Source organism: Nonomuraea sp. CX421 (assembly GCF_059358955.1).
Genome location: NZ_JCADBK010000001.1, coordinates 465,115 through 482,105, shown reverse-complemented (window position 1 = coordinate 482,105; position 16,991 = coordinate 465,115). Strand labels below are relative to the sequence as shown.

General features: G+C 70.1%; 19 protein-coding genes. 12 read left to right on the top strand and 7 right to left on the bottom strand.

Annotated elements, in window-relative coordinates:
* The gene (locus tag AC5L3X_RS02245; RefSeq protein WP_494854723.1) at window positions 1-795 is read right to left on the bottom strand and encodes a class I SAM-dependent methyltransferase; all 795 of its coding nucleotides are present in this window, start codon (window positions 793-795) and stop codon (window positions 1-3) included.
* A 56-nt stretch (window positions 796-851) separates the two neighbouring features.
* Here AC5L3X_RS02245 and AC5L3X_RS02240 point away from each other — a divergent pair, with 56 nt between their 5' ends.
* From AC5L3X_RS02240 to AC5L3X_RS02215, 6 genes are all read left to right on the top strand, one after another.
* Window positions 852-1,661, top strand: a complete 810-nt coding sequence (locus AC5L3X_RS02240; protein WP_189122173.1) for a sugar phosphate isomerase/epimerase family protein — start codon at window positions 852-854, stop codon at window positions 1,659-1,661.
* A gap of 28 nt (window positions 1,662-1,689) precedes the next feature.
* Entirely contained in the window at window positions 1,690-2,274 is a 585-nt protein-coding gene (locus tag AC5L3X_RS02235; protein ID WP_494854721.1) for a TetR/AcrR family transcriptional regulator, read from the top strand.
* Window positions 2,275-2,424: 150 nt separating this feature from the next.
* Complete coding sequence (locus tag AC5L3X_RS02230) at window positions 2,425-4,548, top strand: (Fe-S)-binding protein (RefSeq protein WP_494854720.1); 2,124 nt, start codon at window positions 2,425-2,427, stop codon at window positions 4,546-4,548.
* A gap of 148 nt (window positions 4,549-4,696) precedes the next feature.
* Complete coding sequence (locus AC5L3X_RS02225) at window positions 4,697-5,494, top strand: hypothetical protein (protein ID WP_189122170.1); 798 nt, start codon at window positions 4,697-4,699, stop codon at window positions 5,492-5,494.
* Window positions 5,491-6,561, top strand: coding sequence for a glycosyltransferase (locus tag AC5L3X_RS02220; RefSeq protein WP_189122169.1), 1,071 nt, complete (start codon window positions 5,491-5,493; stop codon window positions 6,559-6,561). The genes AC5L3X_RS02225 and AC5L3X_RS02220 overlap by 4 nt, the downstream gene beginning before the upstream one ends.
* 29 nt (window positions 6,562-6,590) lie before the next feature.
* The gene (locus tag AC5L3X_RS02215) at window positions 6,591-6,872 is read left to right on the top strand and encodes a metal-sensitive transcriptional regulator (RefSeq protein ID WP_189122168.1); all 282 of its coding nucleotides are present in this window, start codon (window positions 6,591-6,593) and stop codon (window positions 6,870-6,872) included.
* A gap of 482 nt (window positions 6,873-7,354) precedes the next feature.
* Here AC5L3X_RS02215 and AC5L3X_RS02210 read toward each other — a convergent pair whose 3' ends face one another.
* A complete protein-coding gene (locus AC5L3X_RS02210) occupies window positions 7,355-8,761 on the bottom strand; it encodes a hypothetical protein (RefSeq protein WP_494854718.1) in 1,407 nt (468 codons plus the stop codon).
* A gap of 67 nt (window positions 8,762-8,828) precedes the next feature.
* Here AC5L3X_RS02210 and AC5L3X_RS02205 point away from each other — a divergent pair, with 67 nt between their 5' ends.
* Window positions 8,829-9,719, top strand: coding sequence for a DUF1349 domain-containing protein (locus AC5L3X_RS02205; RefSeq protein WP_494854716.1), 891 nt, complete (start codon window positions 8,829-8,831; stop codon window positions 9,717-9,719).
* On the opposite strand, the gene AC5L3X_RS02200 is transcribed toward AC5L3X_RS02205, so the two are convergent.
* Window positions 9,691-10,221: a gamma carbonic anhydrase family protein gene (locus AC5L3X_RS02200; protein WP_494854714.1), complete on the bottom strand. Its 531-nt coding sequence runs from the start codon at window positions 10,219-10,221 to the stop codon at window positions 9,691-9,693. The two genes, AC5L3X_RS02205 and AC5L3X_RS02200, sit on opposite strands and share 29 nt — an antisense overlap.
* 137 nt (window positions 10,222-10,358) lie before the next feature.
* Between AC5L3X_RS02200 and AC5L3X_RS02195 the strand changes: the two genes are divergently transcribed.
* Window positions 10,359-11,588 (top strand): hypothetical protein, encoded by a 1,230-nt coding sequence (locus AC5L3X_RS02195; RefSeq protein WP_494854713.1) that lies wholly within the window; start codon window positions 10,359-10,361, stop codon window positions 11,586-11,588.
* Window positions 11,589-11,781: 193 nt separating this feature from the next.
* On the opposite strand, the gene AC5L3X_RS02190 is transcribed toward AC5L3X_RS02195, so the two are convergent.
* From AC5L3X_RS02190 to AC5L3X_RS02175, 4 genes are all read right to left on the bottom strand, one after another.
* Window positions 11,782-12,030, bottom strand: a complete 249-nt coding sequence (locus tag AC5L3X_RS02190) for a hypothetical protein (protein ID WP_494854712.1) — start codon at window positions 12,028-12,030, stop codon at window positions 11,782-11,784.
* Between the two features lie 161 nt (window positions 12,031-12,191).
* Window positions 12,192-12,944 (bottom strand): GntR family transcriptional regulator, encoded by a 753-nt coding sequence (locus AC5L3X_RS02185; RefSeq protein ID WP_494854711.1) that lies wholly within the window; start codon window positions 12,942-12,944, stop codon window positions 12,192-12,194.
* Window positions 12,945-13,095: 151 nt separating this feature from the next.
* Window positions 13,096-13,356 carry a hypothetical protein gene (locus AC5L3X_RS02180; RefSeq protein WP_494854710.1) on the bottom strand — a complete coding sequence of 87 codons (261 nt, stop codon included), beginning with the start codon at window positions 13,354-13,356 and terminating at the stop codon, window positions 13,096-13,098.
* Window positions 13,353-14,057: a dienelactone hydrolase family protein gene (locus AC5L3X_RS02175; protein ID WP_189122160.1), complete on the bottom strand. Its 705-nt coding sequence runs from the start codon at window positions 14,055-14,057 to the stop codon at window positions 13,353-13,355. The genes AC5L3X_RS02180 and AC5L3X_RS02175 overlap by 4 nt, the downstream gene beginning before the upstream one ends.
* A gap of 146 nt (window positions 14,058-14,203) precedes the next feature.
* Between AC5L3X_RS02175 and AC5L3X_RS02170 the strand changes: the two genes are divergently transcribed.
* Genes AC5L3X_RS02170 through AC5L3X_RS02155 form a run of 4 tightly spaced genes read left to right on the top strand, consistent with a single transcriptional unit; the run spans window position 14,204 to window position 16,922 of the window.
* The gene (locus AC5L3X_RS02170; RefSeq protein ID WP_494854708.1) at window positions 14,204-15,010 is read left to right on the top strand and encodes a 2-keto-4-pentenoate hydratase; all 807 of its coding nucleotides are present in this window, start codon (window positions 14,204-14,206) and stop codon (window positions 15,008-15,010) included.
* Entirely contained in the window at window positions 15,007-15,438 is a 432-nt protein-coding gene (locus tag AC5L3X_RS02165) for a RidA family protein (protein ID WP_189122158.1), read from the top strand. The genes AC5L3X_RS02170 and AC5L3X_RS02165 overlap by 4 nt, the downstream gene beginning before the upstream one ends.
* The gene (locus tag AC5L3X_RS02160) at window positions 15,435-15,950 is read left to right on the top strand and encodes a 3-hydroxyanthranilate 3,4-dioxygenase (RefSeq protein ID WP_494854707.1); all 516 of its coding nucleotides are present in this window, start codon (window positions 15,435-15,437) and stop codon (window positions 15,948-15,950) included. The genes AC5L3X_RS02165 and AC5L3X_RS02160 overlap by 4 nt, the downstream gene beginning before the upstream one ends.
* A gap of 3 nt (window positions 15,951-15,953) precedes the next feature.
* A complete protein-coding gene (locus AC5L3X_RS02155) occupies window positions 15,954-16,922 on the top strand; it encodes an amidohydrolase family protein (RefSeq protein ID WP_494854706.1) in 969 nt (322 codons plus the stop codon).
* Window positions 16,923-16,991: the final 69 nt, after the last annotated feature.

Below are 16,991 nucleotides of genomic sequence, written 5' to 3'. Positions count from 1 at the left end.
TCAAGCCGGGAAGTGGCGCCAGCGCAGCACGTTGGGGTAGGCGAGCTCCAGGCCGGGCGTCTCGGCGATCGCCTTCTCGGCCACCCGCGGGGCGAACTCGATGCGCAGCACCGCCTCCAGGTCGGCCCTACGTTCGAAGACCATGCGCAGGTCGAGCGGCTGCCGCTGCCAGCCCTGTCGCAGCCAGAAGTCCTCCACCCGCTGCGCGGAGTAGGTGGGCACGGTACGCGAGAACCACCGGCCGAACGATCCGCGCCCGGCGTCGAGGTCGATGACGAACGCCGTGCCGCCTCGGCGCAGCACCCGGGACAGCTCGCGCAGGCCGGGCTCGCAGCCGGGGCCGAAGAAGTAGGCCCAGCGGGCGACCGCGACGTCCACCGAGGAGTCGGGCAGCGGGAGGTCCTGCGCCGTGCCGGCGTGCACGGTGACGTTGGCCAGCCGGGCGCACCGGCGGCGGGCCAGCGCGACCAGGTCGCCGTGCGGCTCGACCCCGATCACCCGCGCCGCGCCCATGATGTCGCCGGGCACGCTCGCCGCGCCCCCGGCGACTTCCGCCATGCTCGCCGCGCCCGTGGCGACCCCGGGCACGCTCGCCGCGCCCGTGGCGAGGCCGGGCAGGTGGTAGCCGGTGCCGCAGCCGATGTCGAGCACCGTGGCGCCGGCCCACGGACGCAGCGCCCACATGGCCGCGTTGGCCGCGCCGTCCGGATCGACGGCGCGATTCTCCAGCTCGTAGACCTGCGGAGAGTGCCAGATGTTGGGGCTCGGGATGGCGCCCTTGGCGATCCGGGACATGCCTCAACCGTAGGGGCTCGCGCGCCAGAACGGCTTCACCGGCTTAGGCTGGCAACGTGGCTGACGTCATCCGTGTGCCCAATGCGAAGATCGCATTGTCCACCGCTTCGGTATATCCAGAGCGCACTCCCGACGCGTTCGAGCTGGCCGCGCGCCTGGGCTACGACGGTGTCGAGATCATGGTCGGCGCCGACCCCGTGAGCCAGGACATCGACGTGATCGAGCGGCTCTCTGATCACTACGAGATCCCGGTCCTGGCCATCCATGCGCCGTGTCTGCTCGTCACGCAGCGGGTGTGGGGGCGTGACCCGTGGGCCAAGCTGGTCAAGGCCCGGCAGGCGGCCGAGCGGCTCGGCGCCTCGACGGTCGTGGTGCATCCGCCGTTCCGCTGGCAGCGCGACTACGCGCGCGACTTCGAGACCGGGCTGGCCCGCATGCGCGACGAGACCGACGTCACGTTCGCGGTGGAGAACATGTTCCCGCTGCGCGCCAGGGGCAACGACGTGGTGCCCTACTCGCCCGACTGGAACCCGCTCGACTACGACTTCCCCCAGGTCACGCTCGACCTCTCGCACACCGCCGTGTCGGGCTCCGACGCGATGGAGCTGGCCACCAAGCTCGGCGACCGGCTGGCCCACCTCCACCTGGCCGACGGCCTCGGCGTGACCAACAAGGACGAGCACCTGGTGCCCGGCCGCGGCAACCAGCCGTGCGCGCCGATGCTGGAACGGCTGGCGCGCTCCGGTTACGGCGGGCTGGTCGTCCTGGAGGTCAACACCCGCAAGGCGACCAGCCGCACCGAGCGCATCGACGATCTCGCCGAGGGGCTGGCGTTCGCCCGGCTCCACCTGGCGGCGTCCACATGAGCGCCGGCCCGATGCGCGGAGTGTGGCTGTGAGCACCATCAAGCGGCGTCCCGGCCGCCGGCCCGGTTCGGCCGACACCCGCGGCGAGATCCTGGCGGCGGCCAGGCGGGTCTTCGCCGAGATGGGGTTCGACAAGGCCACGGTGCGGGGCATCGCCAGGGAGGCCCAGGTCGACCCCGCTCTCGTGCACCACTATTTCGACACCAAGGAGGGCATCTTCGCGGAGGCTCTGCGCCTGCCGCTCAACCCCGAACTCGTCGTGTCGACGCTGCTGGAGGGCCCGCGCGAAGAGATCGGAGAGCGGTTGGTACGGTTGATCCTGACAGTGACGGCGGTCCCCGAGACCCGGGAGCCGATGCTCGCCCTGATCCGTTCGGCCATGACGCATGACCATGCCGCGTCGATGTTCAGGGACTTCGTCACCAATGCCCTCCTCTACCGGGTCGCGGACGCGCTCGGCGTTCCCCACCTGCGGATCGAGGCCGCGTTCAGCCAGATGTTCGGCGTGCTGATGGCTCGTTACGTGCTCAAACTCGAACCGATGGCCGGCGCCGACCCGGAGGAACTCGTCGAACTGCTGGCTCCGACCATCCAGCGCTACTTCACCGAGTAGAGCATTGTTCTAGAATAGGTCCTGGCCATAGGGTAAGGTCGCGTAACCTCGGCGATGTTACCGATAGGTAGGATTTAGAGGACACCTGGTCATTACGTGGATGACCGGCGACCGTACGCTGGCAGCCAACGTCGTCTGTGGGAGGACCCCGTGCTCTGGGTAGCCATCATCGGGCTCGTCATGACCGTCCTGGCGGTGGCCGTCGCGGGCCGCAGGGCGATCTTCCTCTTCAAGCTCGCGACGGTGGGCCCACCCGCGCCCGAGCGCATCGAGTACGCCAAGGACAACGCGGGTGCCGAGCTCAAGGCGCAACTCGTCGAGGTGTTCGGGCAGAAGAAGCTGCTCAAGTGGACACCGTCCGGCGTCGCGCACTTCTTCGTCATGTGGGCGTTCTTCATCCTGCTGACCGTCTACATCGAGGCGTACGGCGCGATCATTCAGGGCGCGATCACCGGCAGCCCCGACTTCCACATCCCGCTCGTCGGGACCTGGCCGATCCTCGGCTTCCTGCAGGACTTCATCGCCGTGGCCTGTCTCCTGGGCCTGGTCGCGTTCGCCGCCATCCGGATCAAGAACTCACCCAAGACGCTGGGCCGCAAGTCGCGCTTCTCCGGCTCCCATCTCGGCGGCGCGTGGCTCGTGCTGTTCATGATCTTCAACATCATCTGGACGCTCTTCCTGGCGCGCGGCGCGGCGTCGGCCAACGGCAACCTGCCCTACTCGGCGGGCGCCTTCGTGTCGATCCCGCTGGGCGAGGTGCTGCCGCGGAGCACCCTGCTGGAGGAGATCGCGCTGCTCCTGCACATCGGCTTCATGCTGGTGTTCCTGGTCATCGTGGTGCACTCCAAGCACCTGCACATCTTCACCGCGCCGCTGAACGTGCTCTTCTCGCGCCGCCCCGACGGCCTCGGGGCCGCCTCCGAGCTGCGCATCGACGGTAAGGCCGTCAACTTCGAGGACGAGGACCTCGACCCCGAACGGCTGGGCCGCGGCAAGATCGCCGACACCACCTGGAAGGGCTTCCTCGACTTCTACTCGTGCACCGAGTGCGGTCGCTGCCAGTCGCAGTGCCCGGCCTGGAACACCGACAAGCCGCTGTCGCCGAAGATGCTCATCCTCGACCAGCGTGACCACGCGTTCAAGGTGGCCCCGTACCTGATGGCGGCGGCCAACGGCGGCTCGACGGCCGAGGCCAACCCGCACGCCGACACCGACGTGCTGGCCCTCCTGGAGAAGCCGCTGGTCGGTGAGGAGGGCGTGATCCACCCCGACGTGCTCTGGGCGTGCACCAACTGCGGCGCCTGCGTCGAGCAGTGCCCGGTGGACATCGAGCACATCGACCACATCCTCGACATGCGCCGCTACCAGGTGATGGTGGAGTCGTCGTTCCCGTCCGAGGCGGGCGTGATGGTGAAGAACCTGGAGAACAAGGGCAACCCGTGGGGCATGTCCGAGATGAAGCGGGCCGACTGGATCGAGGAGCTCGACTTCGAGGTCGAGGTCGTCGACGAGAAGATGCCCGAGGACACCGAGTACCTCTTCTGGGTCGGCTGCGCCGGGGCCCTGGAGGACCGGGCGAAGAAGACCACCAAGGCCGTCGCGGAGCTGCTGCACATCGCGGGCGTGAAGTTCGCGGTGCTCGGCCCGATGGAGGCGTGCACCGGCGACCCGGCCCGCCGGCTCGGCATGGAGTACCTGTTCAACATGCTGGCCCAGCAGAACATCGAGACGCTGAACGAGGCCGGCGTCAAGAAGATCGTCGCGACCTGCCCCCACTGCTTCAACACGCTGGCCAACGAGTATCCACAGCTCGGCGGCACGTACGAGGTCGTCCACCACACGCAGCTGCTGGCCAAGCTGGTCGACGAGGGGCTGCTCACCCCGATCACGCCGATCGAGGAGAAGATCACCTACCATGACCCGTGCTTCCTCGGCCGCCACAACAAGGTCTACTCCCAGCCTCGCGACATCATGTCGAAGGTGCCGGGCGTGCAGACCCAGGAGATGCACCGCCACAAGGATCGCGGCTTCTGCTGCGGGGCCGGCGGCGCCCGCATGTGGATGGAGGAGCGCATCGGCAAGCGCATCAACACCGAGCGCGTCGACGAGGCCCTCACCACCGATCCCGACACCGTTTCCACCGCCTGTCCCTTCTGCATGGTGATGCTCGGCGACGCCATCAACGAGAAGAAGAACAACGGCGAGGCGAAGGAGTCGCTCGAGGTTGTGGACGTCGCACAGCTCTTGATCAAATCGGTTAAAAGCGCATCTTGACCGGATAAAGTCGGACTCCTCCATGGTTTCTGTGGGGGAGTTCCGCCTGTCAGGAGCGCTTCTCGCCGGAAATCTGCCATCCACATAACGGGAAAATCACGGTAACCTCAACGTCGCATGGCTTCATTCGACGGGGAGGGGGCTCGCGATGCGCGTCGTCGTCACAGACGCGGAAGTCACGCTCGCGGACGTGCTCTCCCTGCGACTCGCCATCGAGGAGCCGTTGGTGGACGGCACGGAGCTGGTGCTCCGGCACCGCACGACGGGGGTCGAACGCGGGGTGCTGCTCGGCACGCCGGGCGCCAGGGCCAGCGACGCCACGCTGGCCGTCTCACTGGCGCCGCTCGTGCTCACCGCCGGGCGCTGGGACGCCTACCTGCGTCACGACGGCAAGCGCACGCGGCTGCGCAGCGTCGACCCGGGCTTCTCGCTCGACCACCTCGACACCTACGCGCTGTGCAGGCGCACCCTGGCCTACCGGTCCTACCGGACCCGCAACGGATTCCTGGCCCTGAAGATCGACGATGCCTCGCCGGCCGCCGAGGTGCGCGCGATCTGGTTCCGCGAAGGCCGCTTCGAGGTGACCGGCGTGCTCGCCTTCACCGGGCTGGAGGACGACGACTGCCGCCACGAGGCTCGCCTGGCGCTGCACCGCAGGCAGTCCGAGGACTTCATGACGCGCACCTCCGCGACCGTGCAGGGAGTCCGGTTCCATGCCGCGTTCTCGCTGGTCGACGTGCTCGCGGCCGACCCCGACGGGGCCGGCACCTGGGAGCCGTCGCTGAAGGTCGAGGGCGTCCCGACGGCGATGAAGCTCGGCTCGCGCCTCGACGACGTCGACGGCAAACGCCGCCGCCTGCACTACCCGTCGGCCCGCATCGACGGAGTGCCGATCCGCCCCTGCTACACCGCCGACGACGAGCTGCGGATCGAGGTGGGCGGGTGAAGATCACCCTCGTCCTCGCCTCCGCGTACGGCATGCGCGGCGACGTGCGCTCCACCCTCAACCTGGCCAACGCGCTGGCGGAGCGGAACGAGGTCGAGGTGATCAGCGTCCGGCGGCCGAAGGAGAAACCGTTCTTCCCCGTCGCGTCCGGAGTGACGATGCGCTCGGTGATCGACGCCCGGCCGGGGAGCAGGCGGTTGTTCCCGCGTGGCCAGGTGCGGGCCGAGGTCGCGCTGTGGCGACTGCTCCGCGGCCTCAGGTCCGACGTGATCATCACGACCCGGCCCGGTCTCGGCGTCCAGGTGGCCAAGCACGCGCCGCGCGGCATCCTCAAGATCGCCCGTGAGTGGAGCCGGCCCACCGTTCCCGGCCCGGTGCAGCGGTTCTACCCACGGCTCGACGCGGTCGTCACCGCTACCGAGACGGCCGAGGCGGAGTGGTCCGAGCTGCTGGAGGACGAGGGGCCGGTCGTGCACACCGTGGCCGACGCGCTGGCCCACGGGCCGTGGCCGCGTTCGCGGATGGACAACCGCATCGTGGCGGCGGGCGGCCGGTGGGTGCCCGTCAAGGGGTACGACCGGCTGATCAGGTCGTTCGCCGTCGTCGCGGACAAGCGGCCCGACTGGCGGCTCCGGCTCTACGGCGGCGGGCCCGAGGAGAGGCGGCTGCGTGCCCTGGTGCGCGAGCTCGACCTGCACAACCACGTCTACTTCATGGGCACCACGCCCGACCTGCCCGGTGAGTTCGCCAAGGCGTCGATCGTGGCCAACACCTCGCACACCGGCGACCTGGGCATGACCGTGCTGGAGGCGATGGGCTGCGGGGTGCCCGTGGTGGCGGTCGAGGGCGCCAGAGGGCCGATGGAGTTCGTGGCGACCGGCTACAACGGCGTGCTGGTGCCCGAGGTCGAGGACGAGCTGGAGCTGTTCGCCGCGGCGTTGCTGGCGCTGATCGACGACGAGCGCAGGCGGCGTTCGCTGGCGGCGGGAGCGCTGGAGACGGCGGTCCGCCATTCGGCCGACGAGATGGCCAGGCAGTGGGAGACGCTGATTTCCGGCCTCCGCTGAGAGATACCTGATACGGGTATCCTGGAGGTATGCATGGGTACAGCGGAGACAAGCAGGCCTATCTGACCCGGCTGAGGCGGATCGAGGGGCAGATCAGAGGTCTGCAGCGGATGGTCGATGACGACTCCTACTGCATCGACGTGCTCACGCAGGTCTCCGCGGCGACGCGGGCGCTGCAGGCGGTGGCGCTCGGGCTGCTGGAGGATCACATCTCCCACTGCGTGGCCGACGCGATCAACACCGGCGGGCCCGAGGCCGAGGCGAAGGTCAAGGAGGCGTCGGCCGCGATCGCGCGTCTCGTCCGTTCGTAGGAGATCGGCGGCTTGACTGACTAGTCATATTGTGGGAAGCGGCACACCCCCCAAAATGACTGTCCCGGACCCCTGAGGAGCCCGGGACTAGGTCCAGTGATGGTCCTTCAGCGGCTCGCCGAAGTCCGCAATCCGAGCGCGTCGTCGAGCTCGTCCAAGGTCAGCCGCCGCTCACTGACTGCGACGGCGGTAAGCACCTCGGCGTAGAGCGCAATCTCGTCCAACGCGACACGGTCGTGGACCCGAGAGTCCAGGTCATCGTGCCCCACCGCGTCGTCCTTCCTTCCGCAGCCCACACCCTCTACGAGGTTACGGCTGAGGCCCTTCCGGCGACATGGCCCATCGGAGTCATTCCTTTCGGCGCCACTCCGGTCCCTCCAGGATCGTTTCCGGAAACCGAGATCACAATTCAGCGAATTATCTGTTGCCTGAAGTGGCGACACGATACGGGACGGGTAAGAGTTAATACCGGTATTAGTGGGTTAAGAGGGAACATCGTCGCGTTCGTGGGCGACCCGCCGCACGAGCGCCGACTGGCCGGCGAACCCGCGCTCCGGCACCCTGGCCCCGCTCACCCTCGCCCACGCCAGCCCGACGGCGTACGCGGATCCCAGCACCGCCGCCGCGCTCACCCGGTCGGGCGGCTCGATCTCGAACCCCGACACCACGTGATGACCCGGTGCCCGGGCGGGCACATGCCACCCCTCGCCCTCCCGCGCCACCTGCCCGTGACGCTCGTGCGGGTCGGCGGGCAACGGCTGGGCCGGCCCCAGCACCGGGAACCCGTCGGGCTCCGTCGACTCGGCGGCCGAGGTGCCGGTGAGACCCGCGCGGGCCAGCTCGCCGTAGGCCCGCCTGAGCCGATGGTCGAGCCGGCCGGGCAGCATGCCCCTGGAGTCGGACAGATCGGCCAGCAGCGTCGCCGCCGCGTGGGCCGGATCGCCGGTGAAGGCGAGCGCCTCGGACAGCTCGTAGACGGTGTGGCAGAAGTGCGCCGAGGGATCGGTCTCCGCCAGCACCGCCCTGGACAGCCGGGCGGGGCAGCGTTCCAGCCACGCCCGGCGTACGGTCTCGTCGTCGCGCAGCGCGGCTCGGTCGTCGAGGCCCGGCCGGTCGAGGGCGGGCTCGACCATCGTCAGCAGGGCGAGCGCGCGCGGCCGGAAGCGGGGGTCGGCGAGCAGGACCCGGGCCGTGTCGGCCATCACGGCCGTCAGGCGGAGCGCCTCGCGCGAACGGCCCGAGCGCACCCGCTCGGCGACGAGCGCGACGAGGTCGAGCAGCGGCGGCGCGGGCAGCCAGCGCACCCACTCGTCACCCGGCAGCGGCCGCCGAAGGTACTCGCCGAAGATCGTGATCAGCCCCTCGTTGCCATCGAAGGCGGGCGCGTAGGCGCACCACATCACCGTCCCCCAGACGGCGGCGACCGTCCCGGGCACGTCGGACGCGAAGATCTCGCCGAAGGCGGTCAGCGGGAAGTCGTGCTCGGACCTGCGGCCACTGGCCCGCAGCAGCACCCGGACCTGGTCGGTCAGCGCCGCCGGCACGTCGGGGCCGATGAACGCCTGCGTGGAGCCGGGCTCGGCGGCGAAGTCGGGGCCTTGGGGGATCACCCGGGAGGGCAGCGCCGCGGCGGCGTGGCCGACCCGCCGGGCCCGCCCGCCTCTCGGTGGCGGGGACAGGTGCCAGCGGCCGTCGGCCGGGTCGTGCAGGTGCCACCGCGCGTGCGCGCCGAACAGCCACCGGTCGCCGTCGGGTGTGCCAAGGCCGCGCGCGGCGATCGCGCGGGCGCGCGCCGGCACCGGAAGAGTGGCCCAGCGATGGTCGGCGACCATCGCCCGGACCTCGGCCTCCGCCGCGGCGAACGCGTCCCAGGTGCGCACGGCGGCCATCGTACTGTCCGGGTTCGGAAATCAGCAGTGACCATGACACGGCAGAATGTCCACTATGAGGGCGAAGATGGCAGCAGTCGTGTCGGTCGCGGGCATGCTCGCCGGTTGCGGGACAGCGACGTCGGCGCAACCTTCGCCCACGGGACCGGGCGTGCTCACCTTAGAGGCGGCCATCCCGCCCACGCCGGGAGGCGAGGTGGGTGCCGCCTCCGCGGAGTTCGCCATGGCCACGGACCTGGCGATGTGGAAGAAGCTGAGCGACGTCGAGAAGGACCTCGACCGCATCGCCAAGCTCGACGTGAACAAGACGGCGAAGGGCGCGATGTACCTGGAGCCCAGGACCTCCGCCTGGTTCGACGGCTTCCGTGGGCCGTTCGTCTTCCAGGAGCTGGCCGGAGACATCGTCATGCACGCCCGGGTCAAGGTCGAGGGCAGGAGCGGCGGCGTACCCAAGCGGAAGTTCTCGCTCGGCGGCCTGATGGCCCGCCAGCCCGGTTCGTACGCGGTCCCCAACTGGGTGTCGGTCACCACCGGCACAGCCGACAAGGGCAGCCAGGTCGAGGTGAAGTACACCAGGGAGGGCAGCTCCAAGCCGCAGGAACTGGCGGTGAAGGCCGGCTGGGTCGACCTCGTCCTGGCCAGGGTCGGCCGCGTCGCCGTGGCCCTCTACAAGGAGGACGGCGGCACCTGGAAGGTCGGCAAGCGCTGGGAGTCGAACCTGCCCGAGGTGCTGCAGTGGGGCATCACGGCCTACACCGACTGGGACAGCTACAGCACTCTCAAGAAGGACGCCACGAAGGGCAACGCCACGCAGGTCAGGGGGGTGCCGGACGTGAAGCTGACCGTGGACTTCGTCAGATTTCTGCGCCCGGAGCTGCCTGACTACGCGGACCCGCTCAACACCGCCTCGGTGCCGGACGCGGCGCTGATCAAATCACTGACGCCTGCCCGTGCCTGATCGCCTTGGCCATGTAGTTGTCGGGCGTGCGGGCGAAGGACTCGCGGTCGTCGTCGGTGAGCTCGCGGACGACCCGGCCCGGCACTCCGGCGACCAGCACCCCAGCCGGGATCTTCTTGCCGGGCCCGACCAGCGCTCCGGCCGCCACCAGCGTGCCCGCCCCGACGCGGGCGCCGCCGAGCACGATCGCGCCGATGCCGATCAGCGCGCCCGTCTCGATGTGGGCGCCGTGCACCATCGCCTTGTGGCCCAGGCTTACCCTCGACTCCAGGATCGCCGGCTCGCCCGGATCGGAGTGCAGGCAACAGAGATCCTGTACGTTGCACTCCTCCCCGATCTCGATCCGCTCGTCGTCTCCCCGGAGAACGGAGCCGTACCAGATGCTGGACGCCCGGCCCACTCGCACCCGCCCGACCACGACGGCGCCAGGGGCGATGTACGCCTCGGGATGAATGTCCGGGACTGCTCCGTTGTTCAATGCAGCGATGTACACCCGTCTCATCGTAATTCCCGCCCAGGTCTGGTGTTCCGGTTGCGGACGTGGGCAGATGGCAGGAAAGTCGTTTCCTGACGTCTCGTCACCAGACCCTTACCAGCCGCAGTTCTCCCCCGCCTCACGCAAACCCTTAGGTAACCCCCATGACAAACCAGCACGAGAGCTTTCCCGATCTGATGCAAGAGGACACCTTCGAGGTCGCGCTCCGCGGCTACAACCGTGCTCAGGTCAACGACTACGTCAACCGCACCCGCAACCAGATCCGTGATCTGGAGGAACGGCTGGTCCGGGCGATCGACCAGGCCGAGCAGGGCCGGCTGGAGCTCGCCGAGGCCCGGCGGCGCATGGTCGAGGCGCCACAGAGCTACGAGGACCTCAGCCCCAGGCTCGCGCAGATTCTCAAGCTGGGCGAGGAAGAGGCCGCGCAGAAGAAGGAGGACGCCGAGGCCGAGGCCATCAGCGTGCGTGACGCGGCCAAGTCGGAGGCCGAGCGGCTGGTCACCTCGGCCCGCGAGACGGCCGACAGCATCCTCACCTCAGCCCAGGCGGAGGCCGAGCGACGGGTGGGCGAGGCCACGGCGGCGGCCGAGCGGATGCTGGCGCAGGCGGGCGCCGACGCCGACGAGAAGCTGACCAGCTCCCGCATGGAGGCCGACGCCACCCGGCTCGAGGCGCGCGAGGAGGCCGAGCAGTTGGTCGCCTCCGCCCAGGCCGAGGCCGAGCGGCTGATCGAGAGCGCCCAGGCCGAGGCCGCGCAGGGGCTGGCCGCCGCCCGGGAGGAGGCCGAGTCGACCCTCGCGGCCGCGCAGCAGCGCGTGGCCGCGCTCGACGAGCACGCGGGCCGGCGGGTCGAGTACCTGGGCAACACCCACACCGAGGTCGTGCGCCGGTTGACCGAGATCAGCTCGGTGCTCGGCGACCTCATGCACGCCGAGAAGGCCGCGGGCCCGCTGCTGGTCGAGCAGGCGGACGCGCCGCGGCTCGAGCGCCCGCAGGAGGCTCGGTCCCTTGAGGCCGGATCCGACGAGCGGCCGACCGAGGACGCCCGCCACGACGAGCGGCCGATCGAGGCTCGCTACGACCAGCGGCCGACCGAGGAGGCCCGCTACGACGAGTCGCGGACCGAGGATGTCCGGTACGACGGGTCGCCGACCGAGGAGGTCACGTTGGCCGACCCTCGCGCGGAGCCGCTGGACCCTCAGCGGCGGGAGGCCCACCACGAGGAGCCTCAGACGCGCGACCTGACGCTGCCGGCGAACGCGCAGGACGACGTCCGCGTCATCGTCGAGGAGGACGAGGCGTCACGGGTCCGGCCCGCGGTCTCCGATGACACCGACGTGACCCTCGGCCACCTGTCCGACATCCGCAAGTAGCACGCGTCTCCGGGACAGCCTTCGCGGGCGGACGTCCCGTGAGCGGAAGCCTCCGCCCCCGATCGGGTCGGAGGCTTCCGCGTGTGCGGCCCCCTGGGGGCCCGGTGCCGGGGCCGCCGAGACGCTGGACCCGGCACCGGGCTGTTCGTGTGCGCCTGCCGCCGGGCCGTCTTCTGACGGCCGGCGGCCCGCGCTAGGGCGGGGCGGGGCCGGTGCGGCGTCGTGGTCCCTCCCGCTCCGCGGCCCTGCTCTCCTGGTCCCGGAGCTGCTCGCGCAGGTCGTCCGGGTCGTCGGCGTCGATGGTCATCGCGCATCCGGCGTCGCGTTGCCCGGCGCTGAGCGGATGGTGCCTGGTGGCCCACCAGCGTCCGGCGTCGCTTCGCCAGATGGTCCATTGCGGGAACTCCCGGGCGATTTCGGCGAGATGCCGGTCAAAGGACATCTGGTCATCCTTCCGGGGCCCCCTTACGAGGTTCCGTCTCCCTGAAGGATCCGTCACCTCTCTAGAGAAATCTATGATCGGGAAGGACAGGTCAACCTATCGCTTGACATATCCGCTTGAACTACGGACCGGACTGCGGGTCGGATGGGACTCGAGGACAGCTACGCGTCGAAGTCGTACTGAAGGACGTAGGCGGCGGAGTCGAGCACCATCTCGTTGTGCTCCACGGGCCGCCCCTCCTCGGTGTAGGCGGTGCGGCTGATCACGATCACCGGCGTGCCGCCCGGCAGGCCGAGTAACCGGGTCTCGCGCGGAGCCGGCATCCGGGCCCGTACCTCCTCGGTGAAGTGCGCGGGCGACAGGCCGAGGTCGCGCAGCCGGGCGTAGACGCCGCCGGGGCCGGTGTCGGGCAGCGTGATGGGGGTGCCGTCGACCAGTGGAGCGGGAAAGTAGGAGGTCGCCAGCTGCACCGGGCGGTCGTCGACCGAGTAGCGGCGGCGCCGGACCCACGCTTCTTCGGTCGCGAGCAGCCCGGCGATCTCCTCGGACGCCTCCTCAAGCACCACCTCCACCTCGTCCACGGTGAACGGCCGGCCGCGGGCGTCGGCGTCCCAGATGGCCCGCCCGCCACCCCATTGCTCGCGTGACAGGCGGCGGGAGCCATGCCTGCGGATCGGTTTGAACAGCCTCACGTAGACCCCCGAACCTCGCTTGGGCACCGCCAGCCCTTCGTTGATGAGTACGGCGAGCGCCTGCCTCGCTGTGGCGCGGGCGATCGCGTGGTCGGCCATGAGCGTGTTCTCGCCCGGCAGCCGGTCCCCGTCGCGCAGTTCGCCGGACAGGATCCGGGCGCGGAGGCCGTCGGCGATGCGTCGGTAGATTGGGGGATCGTGGGGTACCGGGGATTCAGACACGTTTGACCACCCTCTGTCACCAACCGGGTTCGGCGTCTCCAGAGAACTTGCCCCGTCTTGTCCACGATCGCACAGATACGGAGGTTGGTCGCGAGCTTCTTTTCAGCAGATCGGGCCTATGTGGTGATAGGTGATGGGTTTCAGCCATCCGTTATGGCGAAATGACTCCGGCCGCTGTTCGGCGGGCCCGCCAGCGGCGAGTAACCAGCGCGGCCGGCACCACCCCCAGGGTGTCGAGGAGCACGTCGTTGATCAAGGTGAACCCGCCCGGCCGTAAGCCGTACCGAAGGGCCTCGACGGTGATCGAGGCGGGGGCCGCCGCGACGCTCGCTCCGCCCCATGACTCCCGGGTTCGCGTCACGCGCACCCCGATGAGGTACGGGAAGGTGTCCTCGCGGACAGGGTGGCTCACCGTACGGGCAGGTGCTCCCCTAGGAAGTCCAGGGCGATCCGCCAGGCGCGGTCGGCCGCCTCCGGCTGGTGGAACATCGGCGCCTCGCTGTTGAGAAAGGCGTGCCCGGCCTCCTCGTCCACGTGCAGGCGCACGTTGGGCCGGCCGGCGACGGCCTGCTCGACCTTGGCCACCTGCTCGCGCGAGATGAAGGGGTCGCTGCCGCCGAAGACCAGCAGCAGGGGAGAGCCGATGCGCTCCACCAGCCCGGCCGCATCGGGCACGGCCGAGCCGTAGAAGGACAGCACCGCGTCCAGCTCGGTCTGGGTGGCCAGCATGAAGCTGAGCGAGCCGCCCAGGCAGAACCCGAGCACGCCGGCGCCGCCGGTCACCTCCGGCAGCCGCCGCAGGTGGCCGAGGGTCAGCGCGCAGTCGGCCACGCCCTGCGCGACCTCGAATCCGCGGGCCAGCTCGATCGAGGCCGCCGTGCCCTCCGGGGTGTGCTCGCCGACCCAGCCCCGCTGGAGGCGCCAGAACAGGTCGGGCGCGGCGACGACGTAACCTCGGGCCGCGAGCTCCTCGGCCACCTTCGTGATGTACGGGCCGACGCCGTAGATCTCGTGGATCAGCAGGATGCCGGGGCCGCTGCCGCCGGGAGGCAGCCAGACGTGGACGTCGAAGGAGCCGTCGTGGGCGGTGACCTGATCGAGGCGTGTCTGCATGATGTCCAGGATGTCTACTCTGTTGCGGGCGCGCGGCCGGTTGCCCCAGCCGCTCGTCCTGTTCTACCCAGAAATGCGGGAAACCGGGAAACTGTGGTGATGCTCACCCTCTGCTGGAATCCACTGACGCCCCCTGGAGCCGCGTGATGAACGACGAATGGTCGGAGGCGGTGGACAGCCGCACCCAGGCGGCCGACCGGCTGCTCGACGCCGCGCGCTCCGGCAAGCCGTGCCCGCCCGTCCGTGACCTGATCGGCGCCGAGCGCGACGCCTACGCCGTACAGGAGATCAACCGGCGGCGGGCGCTGGACGAGGGACGGCGGCCGGTCGGATGGAAGATCGGCCTCACGAACGCCGAGACCCGGCGGCGGTTCGGAGCCGACGAGCCGAGCTTCGGGACGCTGTTCGCGGACAGGTCGCAGCTCGACGGGCTACCCGCGCCGGTGGACGGGTTCCTCCAGCCGCGCGCCGAGGCCGAGATCGCGCTGGTGCTCGGCCGCGACCTGGAGGGCGGGCCGTTCACGGCGGCCGAGGTGATCAGGGCGGTGGAGTTCGCGCTGCCCGCGATCGAGATCGCCGACTCCCGCGTGGCCGCCTGGGACATCACGCCGGTCGACACGATCGCCGACAACGCCTCCAGCGGCGCGTTCGTGCTGGGCAACACGCCCGTCCCGCTCGCCGGCCTGGACCTGCGGCAGGCCGCGATGACCATGACGCGTGGCGACGCCCCACAACAGGAGGTCTCGACCGGCTCGGGCGCCGCCTGCCTGGGCCATCCGGTCAACGCCCTGGTCTGGCTGGCCGGGCGGCTGGGCCGTACGGACCGCCCGCTGCGGGCCGGCGAGGTGGTGCTGACGGGCGCGCTCGGGCCCGTGGCGCCCGTCGAGCCGGGTGACGTGTTCGAGGCGCGCATCGCCGGGCTCGGGTCGGTGCGGGCGGTGTTCGCGCCGTGACGGGCTCCGGCGACGCCCTGCTGGTGCCCGGCAAGGCCACTCCGAGGGGAGCGTTCCCGCACGTCAAGCGGGCCGGCGACTTCCTCTACGTGTCGGGCACCAGCTCACGCAGGCCGGACGACACGTACGCGGGCGTCGAGGTCGACGAGCGCGGGGCCGTCACGCTCGACATCCGGGCGCAGACCAGGGCGGTGATCGAGAACGTCGGCGACATCCTCACCGCCGCCGGCGGCTCTCTGGCCGATCTCGTGCAGATCACGACCTATCTGGTGAGCATGTCCGACTTCGAGGGTTACAACGAGGTCTACGCCGACTACTTCGACGTGGCCGGACCTACGCGGACCACGGTGGCGGTGCGCCAACTGCCCCATCCGCACCTGCTGATAGAGATACAGGCTGTCGCCTACCGTCCCCAGGAGCCATCATGATGCCCCCCATCGACTTCACGAAGTGGATCGACGAGCACGCCCACCTGCTCAAGCCGCCTGTCGGCAACAAGCTGGTCTTCGAGGGCGCGAGCGACTTCATCGTCATGGTCGTCGGCGGGCCGAACGCCCGCACCGACTTCCACGTCGATCCCTATGAGGAGCTCTTCTACCAGGTACGCGGCAACATGCACGTCAACGTGATGACCGAGGACGGGCCCGACACCGTGCACATCCGCGAGGGGCAGATGTGGCTGCTGCCGCCCGGGGTGCCGCACTCGCCGCAGCGGCCGGAGGCCGGGTCGGTGGGCCTGGTGGTGGAGCGGATCCGGCCGGAGGGCGAGCTGGAGCGGTTCCAGTGGTACTGCGCGGAGTGCGCGGCCCTGGTGCACGAGGTGGAGTTGCAGGTGCGTGACATCGTCAAGGACCTGCCGCCGGTGTTCGAGGCGTTCTACGCCGACCCGGCCGCCCGCACGTGCGGCGGCTGCGGCGCCCTGCACCCCGGTAAGGGCTAGCGCGTGGTCATCGACGTTCACACGCACTACGTGCCCAAGGGCTGGCCCGAGCTGGGCTGGCCCGGGGCGCCCCGGTTGCGGGTCGAGTCCGAGCGCGAGGCGATGATCCTCGTCAACGACCGCGATTTCCGGAAAATTCAGGATGACTGCTGGGATGCCGGGGAGCGGCTGCGGCAGATGGACGAGGACGGGGTCGACCGGCAGGTGGTCTCGCCGACCCCCGTGTTCTTCGCCTACGAGCGTCCGCCGGAGCAGGGCGTACGGGTCTCGAAGATCTTCAACGACCTGGCCCTGGAGATCTGTTCGGACGAGCGGCTGATCCCGTTCTGCCAGGTGCCCCTGCAGGACCCCGACCTCGCCTGCGCCGAGCTCGACCGGTGCGTCGACAACGGCCACCGCGGAGTCGAGATCGGCAACCACGTCGGTGACCGCGACCTCGACGACGCCGGGATCGTGCAGTTCCTGCAGCACTGCGCGGCCAGGGACGTGCCCGTCTTCGTGCACCCCTGGGACCTTCCCGGCGGGGCGCGCATGGGCAGGTGGATGGCGCAGTGGCTGGTCGGCATGCCGGCCGAGACCCACCTGTCGATCCTGTCGATGGTCCTCGGCGGCGTCTTCGACCGGGTGCCGCCCACGCTGCGCGTCTGTTTCGCCCACGGCGGCGGCTCGTTCGCGTTCTGGCTGGGGCGGGTCGAGAACGCCTGGCACCGCAGGCACGACGCGGTGGGCGGGTCGGAGCTGCCGCCCTCCGGCTACCTCGATCGGTTCAGTGTCGATTCGGTGGTCTTCGACGAGCGGGCGCTGCGGCTGCTCGTCGACACGCTGGGCGAGGACCGCGTCATGCTGGGCTCCGACTTCCCGTACCCGTTGGGGGAGTCTCCGGCGGGCGACCTGATCAGGAAGGCGGCCTTCCTCACCGAGGAGGCCCGCGCCAAGCTGCTCGGCGGCAACGCCGAGAGCTTTCTGAGGTGAGGGCGACCCTCCCGCGCCTGGCGCGGACAGGAGGGATGAAAATGGGGTGATTAGCCACTATCGCCATGA